Here is a 14,074-nt window from a genome sequence, read left to right as displayed (position 1 = left end):
TGCCCATGTTCGACTCGCTTGACGCACTGCTTCTTGCCCGCGCGCAATTCGCCTTCACGGTGAGTTTTCACTTCCTGTTTCCTGCCTTTTCCATAGGCCTTGCCAGTTATCTGATGGTGTTGGAGGGACTATGGCTGGCGACCGGCAAGGGCGTTTACGCCAATCTGTTCCGCTATTGGCTCAAGATTTTCGCGGTCGTATTCGCCATGGGCGTGGTATCGGGCCTGGTCATGTCATATCAGTTCGGCACCAACTGGTCGGTCTTTTCCGATAAGGCCGGCCCGATCATTGGCCCGTTGATGGCCTATGAGGTGTTGACTGCCTTCTTCCTGGAGGCCGGCTTTCTGGGCGTCATGCTGTTCGGCATCAACAAGGTGGGGCGCAAGCTGCATTTCACGGCTACGTGCGCAGTCGCGATCGGCACCTTCATTTCGGCCTTCTGGATATTGTCGGTCAACAGCTGGATGCAGACGCCGACAGGCTATGAGATCGGCGCGAACGGACAGTTCCTGCCAGGCCCAAGCTGGACAGCGATCATATTCAATCCCAGCTTTCCCTACCGGCTGGTCCATACCGTGTTGGCCGCCTATCTGACGACGGCCTTTGCGGTCGGTGGCGTCGGCGCCTGGCACCTCCTCAAGGACCGGACCAATCCCGGCGCGCGCACCATGTTTTCCATGGCGATGTGGATGGCGGCGATCGTCGCACCAATCCAGATATTTGCAGGCGACATGCATGGCCTCAACACGCTGGAGCATCAGCCGGTCAAGGTGATGGCGATGGAAGGCCATTATGAGAGCCATCCTGACGGTGCGCCGCTGATCCTGTTCGGCATTCCCGACAGCGCGAGGAAGCGCGTCGATTACGCCATCTCCATCCCCAAGGCGTCGTCGCTAATCCTCAAACATGATCTGAATGCCCCTATGAAGGGGCTGGACAGCGTACCCGATGCCGATCAGCCCCCGGTGGGTATCGTGTTCTGGGCGTTTCGCGTCATGGTCGGCTTAGGGCTTGCAATGCTGGGCCTTGGTCTGTGGAGCCTGATCGCCCGCTGGCGCGGCAAATTGCATGAATGGACGTGGCTGCATCGCGCGGCGTTACTGCTGGGACCATCGGGTTTCATCGCAGTGCTGGCCGGCTGGATCGTAACCGAAGTCGGGCGGCAGCCCTTCACCGTCTATGGCCTGCTACGCACTACCGCCAGCGCTTCGCCGCTGGATGCGCCCGCGGTCGCAGCATCGCTGCTGGCGTTCGTCCTTGTCTATTTCAGCGTATTCGGCATGGGCATCTGGTATCTTCTGCACCTTATGAGGAAGCCACCGCAAGCGCATGAAAGTACGCTGGACGGCGCGCCGATCCGCACCGCCGGCATCACACCTGCACCCGCCATCGAAGGAGGCGAAGGATGATCGACCTGACTGTCATCTGGGCCGCCATCATCGGCTTTGCGATCATCGCCTATGTCGTGATGGATGGATTCGACCTTGGCATCGGCATCCTCTTCCCGCTGTTCAAGGTGGGAAAAGATCGCGACACGGCGATGAACAGCATCGCGCCGGTATGGGACGGTAACGAAACCTGGCTGGTGCTGGGCGGCGGCGGCCTGCTCGCTGCCTTTCCCCTCGCCTATGCCATCATCCTGCCCGCCCTGTATGCGCCGCTGATCGCAATGCTGCTGGGCCTTGTCCTGCGCGGCGTGGCGTTCGAGTTTCGCTGGCGCGATCCGGCCCACAGGGCGATGTGGGACCGCGCCTTTACCGGCGGTTCGGCAGTGGCGACCTTTGCCCAAGGTGTGGCGCTGGGCGCATTGTTGCAGGGGATCAGCGTGGAGGGACGCGCCTATGCCGGTGGCTGGTGGGAATGGCTGTCGCCCTTCTCGCTGCTGACCGGGGTTGCCCTCATGGTGGGCTACGCCCTGCTGGGTGCCTGCTGGCTCAACTGGAAGACGGAAGGCGGGTTGCAGCGGCAGGTGGTGACCTATGCCGGACGGCTGGGCATCGCGCTGCTCATTCTGATCGGCGCGGTCAGCCTGGCCACATTGACATTGGAGGCGAGCTATCAGAGCCGCTGGCTCTCCTGGCCCGGCATCCTTGCCACAGCGCAGGTGCCGCTGGCGACCGTCATCGTCACCGCGCTATTCTATCGCAGCCTGTCGCAGCGCAAGGACGCGCAGCCTTTTCTCTGGGCGCTCGCGCTGTTTGGCCTTTGCCTGCTGGGACTGGGGATTTCGATATGGCCCTATGTCATCCCTGCCCGCGTCACGATCTGGGAAGCGGCGGCCCCCTATCGCAGCCAGTTGTTCATGCTGGTGGGCGGGGCCGTTCTGGTGCCGGTGATCCTGGCTTATACCGCCTGGGCCTATTGGGTGTTCCGGGGCAAGGTCGACAGCGAAGGATATCATTGATGCGCGCGCACCTGGTGAGGCTCGGCTGGTTCGTCGGCATATGGACGGCGAGCGTTGCCGCGCTGCTGCTGGTATCGCTGGGACTGCGTTACTGGCTGGTGTAATGGCTCGGCCGTCGGCCCGATGCCCTGCCCTACCCTGGCTCAGGTCTGCCCATTGTCATGATCTAGGCGTTTCTGCCGGATCGTGACGAGCGGACTCCGCTTCCGCATCTGTCTCGGCCGGCGGTGGCAGGAATGAAAGCGAGAGCGCGTGGTAAAGCCGCTCCTTCGAGACGGTCTGTGCAACCACATCGGCGATCAGCGCCGAGGCGAGCAGCGGCATCATCAAGCCGCGGCTGGCCGTCGTTTCCGAGATGATTATGACCGCAGTCAGCGGTGCGCGAACAACGCCGGTAAAGTAAGCGACCATTCCCAGCAGCACGATCGCGCCACCCGGATAGGTCGGGAACAGCCAGCGAAGCATGTCGCCGACACCTGCGCCGACCGACAGAGACGGCGCGAAGATACCGCCGGGCATGCCCGACACCGCCGTTGCAAGCGTCGTCGCCAGCTTGGCCAAGCCATACCAGTGGGGCGCATCGGCCCCGGTGATGATCGCACGCGCCGCGCTGTAGCCGGTGCCCCATGTCAGCCCGGTGGCGACCCCGATGATCGCGACGATGGCGCCAAGCAGCCCGGCGAACAGCATCGGTCGCGCCCGCAGCCACGCGACGGGAGACCAGCGCGTGCGCCCTGTCACCAGTACAGCGCGCGAAAAGAACGCACCCATCAGCCCGCCCAGCACGCCAGCGCAGGGCGCTGCCAGCATCGTCTCACGCACTGACAGCGTCTGCCGCATCACACCAAAATAGACATAGTCGCCCGACAGGCCGAGGCTGGTCATGCCCGCGATGAGCACGGCGGTCATGACGAGCAAGGTCATGCGCTGTTCATAGGCGGCGGCCAGTTCCTCGATAGCGAAGGCAACGCCGGCAAGCGGGGTATTGAAAGCGCCAGCGACGCCAGCTGCGCCACCTGCGATAAACACCGACGCGCGCAGGGGGATGGCCATGATCCGGTGCGCATAGCCCATGATCGACGCCGCGACCTGAACGGTTGGGCCCTCACGCCCGGTCGATGCACCAACAAGCAGCGTGCCGATCGTCAGGCCAAGCTTTACGATGACGATCCGCGCCGACACGAGCGCCGACATGGCATGATCGGGATCGCGCGTCGCCGCCATGACTTGCGGTATGCCCGACCCGCGCGCCGCAGGCGCGAGGCGAGCGGTGATGCCGGCAATGGCGGCATAGCCCAGCGGCGTGACGATCAGCGGCGCCCACCACCAGCGCATGGCAAGGACGGTAAAGCGTTCGCCCGCCCAGTCGGCGAGATGCGCGAACAGCAGAGCGACCAGGCCGATCGTGACTGCGCCGCCAAGAATAGCGACACGTCGCCGCCATACGGGCGCGGTGGGGCCATGTTCGCGCAGCAGATCGCGCGCCTGTTCGGGAAGATTCACCATGATCCGTCCGCCATAGCGCGTAACACTGCGGAAGTCAGGCAAAGCCGCCCGGCAAATGCGATAATCATGCGGAGCCGCCCAGCCAACCAATATCGTCCCGTAGCCGGCGTTTGTAATCCGGAGCCGCCAACGCCCGGAGCAGAAGGTCGGCGCGACCGACAACCACGTCGCGACACGCCCCGTCCAGCTTCCCCTCCGCCAGCGTCCGAAACGCGCGCGCCTCGTCAACAAGCGTGGCAATCCGCCCAGCATCGTCGCAGCTAAGCGCGACATCGCCGAGCGCCTCCAGGAAGCGCTTACCCGCGATCCTGTCCGCACTGGCATATTGGGCAAGTGCACCGAACGCGCGGTCAATGAAGCCGTCGAACGTCACCGGATAGGCAATGACCCGCAGCGCATGGTCTTCGTCAGTGCGCAGGTGCGATGGAAGGTCGCGTCGGGCCAGTTCCGCCATCGCCGCGCCAAGCCAGTCGAGGCAGCTGTTCGCGGTGAACGGGTCATTGACCCCCGGCGAAAGGGCGCGCGCCGCAATCTCCACCAGTTCATCGATCAGGAAGCGCAGATCCTGGAGAGCCGTGCGCCGCGCGCCGACCGCGAAGGCTTCACGCAACGCCTTCACCGCATCCTCACCGCATCGTTCGGCGGGCCAGGCTTCCAGCAGCACGCTGCCATTATGCGCGAAGTCGCCGGACTGATATTGCAGGCGGATCACCAGATCATGCTCACGCGCGGCCGCGAGCAGCGTGCCTTCGTCGATCAACTGGATATAGCCGATGTTCTTCGATCGAACAGGCGTCCGGCGCTCATATTCGGCAGAGGTCGCGTCTTCGCGGAAGGCGGAGGGAACAGAAGGATTGTCCGGGCGCTCGCCGGGCGCTTCGCCTATATAAGTCGGAAAGCGGGAGTCTATCTCCTCAATCAATCGGTCGCCAATGCGTTCGATCACATTGTTGATATGTATCCGCATCGGCACATGGTGAATGAAGAAGATCAGCACCGCGATCGAACAGAGGACGAGGATCAACGCCACCAGCAGCGCCAGTTGCGGCACGAATGCGGGTGCGCTCGCGCCGCTTTCCCCGGCCGATCGTATCGTGCGCAACACCGTCAGCGAATAGACGAAGGTCGCGATAAAGGTACCCAGCGTTACCTGGTTACCGCGATCGGACATGAAGTTGCTGAGCAAGCGCGGGCCATACTGGCCGGAGGCGTAGACAACGGCGGCGATCGTCACCGAAAAGGTGGTGCCGGCCACCCCGATCATCGACCCGCCGATCGAGGACAGCAGGGCGCGGGCACCATCGGGACGCGCGGCATAGAGCCACGGCATCCCGTCCATCCAGGTCGAACCAGCGTGGCTGTCGACATAGACCATTCCCGACGCCAGCAGCAGAGCGGCGATGGCCATGATCGTCGGCACGAACCAGTAGCTTTCGCGCAGGTCGTTGGACAGTCGCAGCAGGCGTGCCTTCATGACTGGTTCCTCGCATCGGCAGCAGTGAGCCGTTCCAGCACCCGCTTGATCGTGCCGCCCTGAACAATGACGGAGAACAGGACGACGACATAAGTGGCGGCAAGGATCACCGAACGCGCAGGCCCATCGGGCAATCCGAGCGCCAGCGCAATTGAGATGCCGCCACGCAAGCCGCCCCAGATCAGGGTGACCGGCACAACCCGGCCATATCGGTGCCCTGGCCGGATCGCACGAAGCGGCAGCAACACCGACAGCGAGCGAGCTACGAGCGCCAGAGGAATGGCAGCCAGTCCGAGGACGAGGAGCCGCAAATCAGCGGGGATCGTCACAACCTCCAGCCCGATCAGCAGGAACAGCACAGTGTTCAATATATCGTCGATCAGATCCCAGAATTTATGGAGATAATCGCGCGTCGTCTCGCTCATCGCATGCGCGACCCCGGCATTGCCGATGATGAGCCCCGCCACCGCCATCGCTACCGGGCCGCTGGCATGCAGCGGCCGGGCAATCGCATAGCCGCCCATCACGACTGCAAGGCTGATCAAAACCTCGACCTTATAGTCGTCGATCGAACGCATCATCCGGAACGCCAGCCACCCGACAATCAGTCCAAGCAGCACGCCGCCGCCTGCCTCCACCGCGAATAGTTCTGCCGCATGGGCCATTGAGAATGCATCGCCAGACAGGGCGGACGCCAGGAGAATGGTGAAGATCACAACGCCGACACCATCATTGAACAGGCTCTCACCGGCCACAGTCGCCTCCAGCGTGGGCGAGACGTTCGCGCGTTTGAGTACCCCCATCACCGACACCGGATCGGTCGGGCTGATGAGCGCCCCGAACACGAAGCACCAGATCGCTGGCAAATCGAACCCGATCGCGCGGGCGAGCAGCAGGAAGCCACCACCGACAAGGGCGGTGGAAAGGGCTACACCAATCGTACTCAACACAATGATCGGCCAGCGCCCGCGCCGCATCTCCCCCCAGTCGACGTGGAGCGCGCCCGCGAACAGCAGGAAGGAAAGCATCCCGTCCATCAACGTGGTGTGGAAATCAATGCCGGCGATGAACCGAACGACATCGCGCGCAAAGTCCGCGCCGGGCAGAATTCGGTCGATCCCGACCACGAGCAATGAAGCAATCGCACCCATCACGGTCAACCCGATCGACGAGGGCAGCTTCAGATAGCGATAGTTGAAATATCCAAGAGCGGCGGCCAGGACGATGAGGATCGCTGCCGCGTCAAACGGCGTCAGCCTGAGGCCGCCGATCATTGTGCGTCCCCGATAGACAGGCTGAAGCGTTGCCCCCCGCCCGGCGCGGGGGCGGCACGGATGCCCTGCGTCGCCAGCAGGGCGGCCACGGTCATGGCGCGGCGTTGGGTCAGGTTGGGACGTGCTGGCGGTTCGCCGACCGGCAATCCGGGCACAGCCAGCATCGGCACGTTCCAGCGTTGTGCCGCCCAGATGGACGTCAGCACTGCAGCGCGCGCCGATGGATCGAGCGTATCGACATTATCGGCGAAGGCGATCTCCGGCAACGGGCCTTGCGGCGGTACGATCGCAACGTGCCAGCCATCGGTTTCGGCTGCGGCGCGTTCCTCCAATGTGCGATAGGTGGCGACGGTCGCGCCCGGCAGCGGAACGGCGGCTGCGGTCGCGCGGCGGTGATCGCGGTCGATCGTCACATCATCGCTGGCAACTCCGGTGATCAGGGCGATCATCCGCGCCAGCGCGGCCATGCGCTGCGCCTCCAAATTTGTCTGTTCGCCCGCTTGCCGCAATTCCTCGCGCTGCGCGTCGAGCGCGCCGGCGCCCGGTTCGAGCAGGATCTGATCGATATCGAGCCGAACCGGATAGCCAAGCGCCGTCTCGATCGCCTGCTGCAGATCCGCGGTTCTCTGGGTCCGATTGCGTGGCGTGATGACGACCGCACGGACGACATTGGGATTGCGGTCGAACGCCACTTCCAACTGGGTCACGCGCGCATCGCCGCCGAAGCGTTCGTTCAGCAACGATCGAACGCTGGATATCGTCAGCGCCTCACGGGCAATGCGGTTGAGCGACAGGCCGAGCGGCACGGCCATGACGGCAAAGACGAGCAGCAGCACCACGGTCTGCGCCCAACTCTGGCGGCTGGAGAGATGATGCCCGAAGCCATAATAGCGCGCCATCACCGTTGCGGAGAGCGAGATGGTAATGAAGTTGGTGACAAATAGCGCAAGCGCGCCCCCCAGCACCGGCAGGTTCCAGGTCGCAAGACCATAGCCCACTACGGCGAGCGGCGGCATCAACGCCGTGGCGATGGCGACGCCCACGATCGTCTCGCCCCGGCCGCGAATGATCGCGAAGCTGCCGGCCAGCGCGGCAAACAGCGCGACGCCAAGGTCAAAGAGATTGGGGCGCGTGCGCGCGACAATCTCCGCCGTGGGCGCCTGCAATGGCGAGGCTGTCACAATCAGCGCCGTGAAGGCAACGGCAGCGAAGGAGCCGATGGCAAGCGCCAAAAGCGATCGCCGCATCTCGGCGAAATCGAACAGCGCGAGGCTGAATCCGAAGCCCAGAATTGGACTCATCAATGGCGAGATCAGCATCGCGCCGATCACAACCGCCGGGGATGATAGCAGCAGGCCGAGCACCGCAATGCCCGCGGACATCATCGTCATGAAAGCATAGCGGGGCGACCATCCACTTTCGTCGATGATGCGGGCGACGACCGCCTGATGGTCGATTGTCCCGACGACGCGCCGCCGCCACCAGCGATACAGGGCCAGCCGGGCCAGCCCCGCATTCACCCGCCTGCCCGCGACATATGCGCGTTCGGTCAATCCTTCCATGCTCATTCCGCCATGTCCCCCGATGCATGTAGCGCCACATTACCCGCCCGATGCAGCACGGCAAAGCCGATCAGCCCGGAGACAAACGACCCCGTCAAAATGCCGATCTTGGCCTGCGCTTGCAGCAATGGACTGTCGGGAAACGCAAGAAGCGTGATGAAGATGCTCATCGTAAAGCCAATACCGCAAAGAAGCGCTATGCCCAGCATCTGGATACGGCTCGCATGGGCGGGAAAATCCGCTATCCCCATGCGGACAGCCAAGGATGAAAAGCAAAACACGCCGATCGCCTTCCCGAATATCAGCCCGGCGGCGGCACCGAATGTGACGGGCGCCATCAACGCGCCGGATGGCAATCCGAGCAACGGCACGCCAGCATTCGCCAAGCCGAAAATCGGAACAACGATAAAGCCGACGGGCTTTTGCAGCGCGCGCTCGAGACGATGCAAGGGGCTGTCGCAGTCAGCGTCGGAGCGGCCAGGGGTGCGCTCCATCGGTATGGCAAAGGCAAGTATGACGCCAGCCAGCGTCGCGTGCAGGCCCGACCACAATATCAGTAGCCAGAGGAGCAGCCCAACCAGCAGGTAGGGCGACAAGCGGCGAACCCCGAAACGGTTAAACCCGATCAGGACAAAAATCGCGAGGATCGCGCCCGCAAGATAAGGCAGCGAAAGGCCAGACGTGTAAAAAGCAGCGATGATGATCACCGCACCCAGATCATCAATGATCGCCAGCGCAGCCAGAAATATGCGCAGCGATCCCGGCACCCGCCTTCCAAGAAGCGCGATGACGCCCAGCGCAAATGCGATGTCGGTCGCCGCCGGGATCGCCCATCCGATTGCTGTCGAACCTCGATTAAAACCAAGGTAGATCAGCGCCGGAACGATCATCCCGCCAAGCGCGGCCACACCTGGCAGGGCGCGCCGCGGCCATGTGGAAAGCTGGCCATCCAGAATCTCTCGCTTGATCTCCAGCCCGACCAGCAGGAAGAATATCGTCATCAGACCATCGTTGATCCAATGTTCCAGCGAAAGCGGTCCGACGTTGGCATGGAGGATTGCAGCATAATCCTGCGCCAAGGGCGAGTTGGCGATCAGCAGTGCCGCGACCGCAGCGCCCATCAGCACGATTCCAGCGGACGACTGCGCTTCAAGAAAGCGCCGGATCGCGCTCGGGTGCGCGTGGGGGTGGTACATGATATGATCGTCCGAATACGGCTAATGGTCGCTGGCGGCCCGACCAGCGTGAATACCTGCCCGCACCTGCATATGGAAAACGAACACCCGGCGCCTCCATCGCATCGGCGGGAGGCAACCGCAACCGCTTCCGGGATTTTCTGACCAAGGTCTTAGTCCTCAAAGCGCTTCTGTCATGGCGCCGCTGCACCATAGGGGTGAGCAGCCGTTCTCTCAGCCCTTCCGCCTTGAGTGTTGACGCTGCCGAGATTGATGTTTGACGGGACGTGATGGAGCACGAAGGTCAGGGCATTGCATTTCCGACAACGGACGTGATCTTGACCAAGCACGCATCCGCGGTGACGTTCCGTATCAGGATGAAACCGCCGCGAAATGTTGCAGCCGGGCGCCCTTCAGTGCGATTTCGCGAAGTTTGGCAAGGTCGGTGAATATCATGGAGCCCTGATGGAGCGACATGATGCCTAACTCCTGAAACTCGTGCAGCACCTTGTTTACGGTCTGTCGGGCGGTGCCAACCATCGCCGCGAGTTCGGACTGCGAGAGCCGCCGGGACAGACCGATTCCATCGTCGCGCGCAACGCCGAAGGTTTCCGTAATGTCGAGAAGGCGCTGGGCGAGCCTTGACGACACTTCGTCGAACGTAGCCGCCGCAAAATAGTCGCTGAGCAGCCGCATATGCCGCGACAGCAGCTTCAGCAGGGCATCGTTCAGTTCGGGATGCGCTTGCCGCAGTCGGTTTATCGTCGCGCGGTCGAACACCTGCAATGTCACGTGGTCAAACGCTTCTGCGGTATGGGGGCGTGGTTCTTCGTCAACGACGCTGCTGGTGCCGAAACAATCGCCGGGGCTGAACAACTGGTATAGAAGATCGCGGCCATCATCGCCGATCAGCGACAGTCTGACCGTCCCGGATACAAGCCGGAACATATCCCGGCCTTCTTCGGACTGCAGATAGATCGAACTGCGTGCAGGAAAGTGGCGCGTTTTGCCTTCCGCCAGAAACGCATCGGCGGTGTCCTTTGAAAGCCATTGCAGCAAATCGAATGCCGAATATCGTTCAGTCATCACTCCTTCTCCTTCGGTTGGCAGGGGAGAGCAATCTGCGCTGTCATGCAGGTGACAGCGCTTCATCAGCGCTTCCGATAGACGGTCACGGACGAGAAACGGGACCGATATGACCATAATCACCCTAGACGACAAATGGAATGTAACCACTGGGCGCGTGATGCTGAACGGCACCCAGGCGCTGGCCCGCGTGATGCTTACGCAGGCCGCGCTCGATGCGCGGGCGGGATTGAAGACGGCGGGCTATATCAGCGGCTATCGCGGATCGCCGCTGGGCAATGTGGACATGACCCTATGGTCGACGTCCAGGCGGCTTGAGGCGGCGCATATCAAGTTTCAGCCTGGCGTAAATGAAGACCTAGCGGCGACTGCCATCGCCGGCACGCAACAGATCGATCAGCTGCCCGGCGCTCGATATGATGGCGTGTTTGCCGCATGGTATGGCAAGGGTCCCGGGGTCGATCGGTCGGGCGATGCGTTCAAGCATGGCAATTATGCGGGCGCTCATGCCAAAGGCGGTGTCGTCCTGTTCTATGGCGACGATCATGGGGGCAAATCGTCAACCGTCGCGCATCAAAGCGAACAGGCTATTGCCGCGAGCCTGATCCCCTGTTTCTATCCCGCCGACGTGAGCGAGATTCTGCACTATGGATTGCTGGCGCTTGCGCTCTCGCGCCATTCGGGTCTGTGGACTGCCGTGAAGTGCGTCAACGAAGTGGTCGAACAGACCGCTACGATCGATATCGACCTCGAACATTTCGCGCCCGCGCTGCCACCCATCGCATCGCGGCCGCCCGAAGGGCTGCACGCTGCGATCCGACCCTATAATCCGCTGCGCGCGGAACAGATCGTGGTCGAGCACCGACTGCCGCTGGTCATCCCGTTCGTTCGCGCCAACCGGATCGACCGAACGGTCTTTCGTGCGGGGACGCCGCGGCTTGCCATCGTGAGTACCGGCAAGAGCCATGGCGACGTGATGCAGGCGCTGGAACTGCTTGGCCTGGACGCGGTGCGCGCTGCGGCAATGGGCATCTCGCTGTACAAGGTCGGGTGCATCTGGCCGCTCGACGGCGAGCGTGTCGCCGAATTCGCGAGCGGGCACGACACGCTGCTGGTGGTCGAGGAGAAGAAGGCGTTTCTCGAGGTGCAGATCGCCGAGGCGCTCGTCAACGATCGCGATGCGCCGCTTCTGATTGGGAAAAAGGATGAAAGCGGACGGGCACTACTGTCGTCCGTCGTTCAGCTCGATCCCGCCGATATCGCGCGGCTGATTGCGGGCAGGCTGGCCGAACTCGGCATTCGCGACGCGGCAATCGATCGGGCGATTGCGCACCTTACGTCCGCCCGCCCCGACAATGCCCATATAGCCAGTCTGAAGCGGAGCCCGTTTTTCTGCTCGGGCTGTCCGCACAACCGCTCGACACTAATCCCTGACGGCAGCGTTTCGATGACCGGCATCGGGTGCCACACGATGGTCAACTTCGTCACCCCCGACAAGGCGATGCTGCGGACTCAGATGGGGGGCGAGGGCGCCAACTGGATGGGGCTGGCGCCCTTCACCGACACCCCGCACATTTTTCAGAATATGGGCGACGGCACCTATTATCATTCCGGATTGCTAGCGATCCGGGCAGCGGTCGCCTCCGGCGTCAACATTACCTACAAGATCCTCTACAACGATGCCGTTGCCATGACGGGTGGCCAGCCTGTCGATGGCCCTTTATCGGTTTCGGAAATCGCACAGCAGCTTCTGCACGAAGGTGTCGGCAAGGTGGTCGTCCTGAGCGACAATCCCGATCACCATCGTCGCGACCGGACCATGCCGAAGGTGGTAACCATCGAGCATCGCGACGAGCTGGACAGCGTACAGCGGATGCTGCGCGAAACGCCGGGCTGCACGGTGCTGATCTATGAGCAGACGTGCGCGGCAGAGAAGCGACGCCGTCGCAAGCACGGCAATTTCCCTAATCCGCCCAAGCGGATGTTCATCGCCGAAGATGTTTGCGAAGGCTGCGGCGATTGTTCGGTCCAATCGAGCTGCGTCAGTATCCTGCCGCGGGAAACCCCGTTTGGCCGCAAGCGCGCGATCGACCAGTCGAGCTGCAATAAGGATTATAGCTGCGCCGACGGATTTTGCCCGTCGTTCATCACCATCCGCGATGCCGAGCCGCGAACGCCGAGCGGTGTCACACTGACGGACGCGCTGTTCGATTCACTTGAAACGCCCAAGGTGGTGCCGGGCAAATACAACATCATGGTTGCAGGCATCGGCGGCACGGGCGTCATCACCGTGGGTGCCCTGATCGGCATGGCGGCGCATATCGACGGACGCGCAGCATCCCTGTTCGACATGACGGGACTGGCTCAGAAAAACGGTGCGGTGTTCAGCCACATCCGCATCGCAGACACACCGGACGATCTGCATACGCAGCGGCTGGGGAGCGGAGAGGCCGACCTGCTGCTCGCCTTCGATCTGGTCGCGGCGCTTTCGCCCGAATCAGCATCGACGCTGTCGCCGAAAAGCCGTGCCATTGCCAATGAAGCGGTGGTTCCGACGGTGGCGTTTCAATTCGATCGCGACGCTGTTCCGCAAAGCGAAGTGCTGGTCGCGCATCTTGCCGAAAAGATCGGCGCGGAGCGCATGCAACAGGTCGATGCGACGGCGCTCGCGCTTGGCCTGACCGGCGACACCATTGCTGCCAATCTGATGGTCGTGGGCATGGCGGCGCAATCGGGCCTGTTGCCGGTTTCGGTTGCGGCGATGGAACAGGCGATCACGCTGAACGGCGTCGCGGTCCGTCTCAATCACAATGCCTTTCGTCTAGGACGCCTTTTGGTCGCCAATCCCGGTCGGGTGACGGCAATGATGCCTCGGCCAGACGTCGAGGATGCCGTACCCAACACATTGGAAGCGATCGTGGCGCATCGTTCCGCGCACCTTGCCACCTATCAGAACGAAGCACTTGCGCAGCGCTACCGCGAACGCGTTTCGGCGGTGCAGGCGCGTGAAAGCGCGGCGGTTCCCGATTCAACTATTCTGACGACCATCTTTGCGCGCAACTATGCCAAATTGCTGGCAATCAAGGATGAGTATGAGGTTGCGCGGATGCTGGTCGATCCGAAGCTGCACGCGCGTTTGCGCGAGAGTTTCGCCGAAGGCGCGCGCCTGAGCTTCAATCTGGCGCCTCCCTTTCTGGGCGGACGCGGGCGCGATGGGCGGCCGGCCAAGCGCGAATTTCCCGCATGGTTGATGCTGCCCGCATTGCGTTTCCTGAAAGGCCTGAAATTCCTGCGCGGAACGATGTGCGACCCTTTCGGCATGACAGCGGAGCGCCGTGCGGAGCGCAAGCTCATTGGCGACTATGAGCAACTAGCGGAGCGCACGCTCGATGGGCTGAGCGATGCAAATCTGCCGGAAGCGGCTGCACTGCTGGACGAAATTGACGCCGTGCGTGGCTATGGGCCGATCAAGGAGACCGCGATGGAAGCCTATGCAGAGCGGATCGCTGCTGCTGAAGCGCGGTTTGCGTCCCGCAATGGTGCCGCGAGCAGCTGGCCCTGAGCTATTGACGTTGGACACCAGCGGAACAAGA

At 62.6% G+C, this 14,074-nt stretch carries 10 protein-coding genes; 4 read left to right on the top strand and 6 right to left on the bottom strand.

What is annotated here, in order from left to right; translation table 11 throughout:
• The first annotated feature begins 5 nt into the window (after positions 1-5).
• Genes AC07X9_RS21040 through AC07X9_RS21030 form a run of 3 tightly spaced genes read left to right on the top strand, consistent with a single transcriptional unit; the run spans position 6 to position 2,508 of the window.
• Positions 6-1,409: a cytochrome ubiquinol oxidase subunit I gene (locus AC07X9_RS21040; protein ID WP_086486456.1), complete on the top strand. Its 1,404-nt coding sequence runs from the start codon at positions 6-8 to the stop codon at positions 1,407-1,409.
• Positions 1,406-2,404, top strand: coding sequence for a cytochrome d ubiquinol oxidase subunit II (gene cydB / locus AC07X9_RS21035; RefSeq protein ID WP_017181616.1), 999 nt, complete (start codon positions 1,406-1,408; stop codon positions 2,402-2,404). Before AC07X9_RS21040 ends, cydB begins: the two co-directional genes overlap by 4 nt.
• Complete coding sequence (locus AC07X9_RS21030) at positions 2,404-2,508, top strand: DUF2474 family protein (RefSeq protein ID WP_017181615.1); 105 nt, start codon at positions 2,404-2,406, stop codon at positions 2,506-2,508. The genes cydB and AC07X9_RS21030 overlap by 1 nt, the downstream gene beginning before the upstream one ends.
• 55 nt (positions 2,509-2,563) lie before the next feature.
• Here the strand turns inward: AC07X9_RS21030 and AC07X9_RS21025 are convergent, their stop codons facing one another.
• From AC07X9_RS21025 to AC07X9_RS21000, 6 genes are all read right to left on the bottom strand, one after another.
• A complete protein-coding gene (locus tag AC07X9_RS21025) occupies positions 2,564-3,910 on the bottom strand; it encodes a chloride channel protein (protein WP_017181614.1) in 1,347 nt (448 codons plus the stop codon).
• A 64-nt stretch (positions 3,911-3,974) separates the two neighbouring features.
• Positions 3,975-5,384 carry a DUF2254 domain-containing protein gene (locus AC07X9_RS21020; protein WP_017181613.1) on the bottom strand — a complete coding sequence of 470 codons (1,410 nt, stop codon included), beginning with the start codon at positions 5,382-5,384 and terminating at the stop codon, positions 3,975-3,977.
• Complete coding sequence (locus AC07X9_RS21015; protein ID WP_017181612.1) at positions 5,381-6,658, bottom strand: cation:proton antiporter; 1,278 nt, start codon at positions 6,656-6,658, stop codon at positions 5,381-5,383. The genes AC07X9_RS21020 and AC07X9_RS21015 overlap by 4 nt, the downstream gene beginning before the upstream one ends.
• Positions 6,655-8,226 (bottom strand): DUF389 domain-containing protein, encoded by a 1,572-nt coding sequence (locus AC07X9_RS21010; protein WP_017181611.1) that lies wholly within the window; start codon positions 8,224-8,226, stop codon positions 6,655-6,657. Before AC07X9_RS21010 ends, AC07X9_RS21015 begins: the two co-directional genes overlap by 4 nt.
• The gene (gene nhaA / locus AC07X9_RS21005) at positions 8,223-9,416 is read right to left on the bottom strand and encodes a Na+/H+ antiporter NhaA (protein WP_086486376.1); all 1,194 of its coding nucleotides are present in this window, start codon (positions 9,414-9,416) and stop codon (positions 8,223-8,225) included. The genes AC07X9_RS21010 and nhaA overlap by 4 nt, the downstream gene beginning before the upstream one ends.
• A 351-nt stretch (positions 9,417-9,767) precedes the next feature.
• Positions 9,768-10,454 (bottom strand): Crp/Fnr family transcriptional regulator, encoded by a 687-nt coding sequence (locus AC07X9_RS21000; RefSeq protein ID WP_167383169.1) that lies wholly within the window; start codon positions 10,452-10,454, stop codon positions 9,768-9,770.
• Positions 10,455-10,590: 136 nt separating this feature from the next.
• Between AC07X9_RS21000 and AC07X9_RS20995 the strand changes: the two genes are divergently transcribed.
• Positions 10,591-14,043: an indolepyruvate ferredoxin oxidoreductase family protein gene (locus tag AC07X9_RS20995; protein WP_086486377.1), complete on the top strand. Its 3,453-nt coding sequence runs from the start codon at positions 10,591-10,593 to the stop codon at positions 14,041-14,043.
• The last annotated feature ends 31 nt before the right edge of the window (positions 14,044-14,074 follow it).

The organism is Sphingobium sp. GW456-12-10-14-TSB1 (assembly GCF_059424385.1).
This window is presented reverse-complemented; position numbering and strand designations above follow the sequence as displayed.

Excerpts from the sequence above, each read along its gene's own strand:
- AC07X9_RS21010 (WP_017181611.1), bottom strand. The coding sequence starts at position 8,226 with ATGAGCATGGAAGGATTGACCGAACGCGCATATGTCGCGGGCAGGCGG.
- AC07X9_RS21025 (WP_017181614.1), bottom strand. The coding sequence starts at position 3,910 with ATGGTGAATCTTCCCGAACAGGCGCGCGATCTGCTGCGCGAACATGGC.
- cydB (WP_017181616.1), top strand. The coding sequence starts at position 1,406 with ATGATCGACCTGACTGTCATCTGGGCCGCCATCATCGGCTTTGCGATC.
- AC07X9_RS21015 (WP_017181612.1), bottom strand. The coding sequence starts at position 6,658 with ATGATCGGCGGCCTCAGGCTGACGCCGTTTGACGCGGCAGCGATCCTC.
- nhaA (WP_086486376.1), bottom strand. The coding sequence starts at position 9,416 with ATGTACCACCCCCACGCGCACCCGAGCGCGATCCGGCGCTTTCTTGAA.
- AC07X9_RS21020 (WP_017181613.1), bottom strand. The coding sequence starts at position 5,384 with ATGAAGGCACGCCTGCTGCGACTGTCCAACGACCTGCGCGAAAGCTAC.
- AC07X9_RS21030 (WP_017181615.1), top strand. The coding sequence starts at position 2,404 with ATGCGCGCGCACCTGGTGAGGCTCGGCTGGTTCGTCGGCATATGGACG.
- AC07X9_RS20995 (WP_086486377.1), top strand. The coding sequence starts at position 10,591 with ATGACCATAATCACCCTAGACGACAAATGGAATGTAACCACTGGGCGC.
- AC07X9_RS21040 (WP_086486456.1), top strand. The coding sequence starts at position 6 with ATGTTCGACTCGCTTGACGCACTGCTTCTTGCCCGCGCGCAATTCGCC.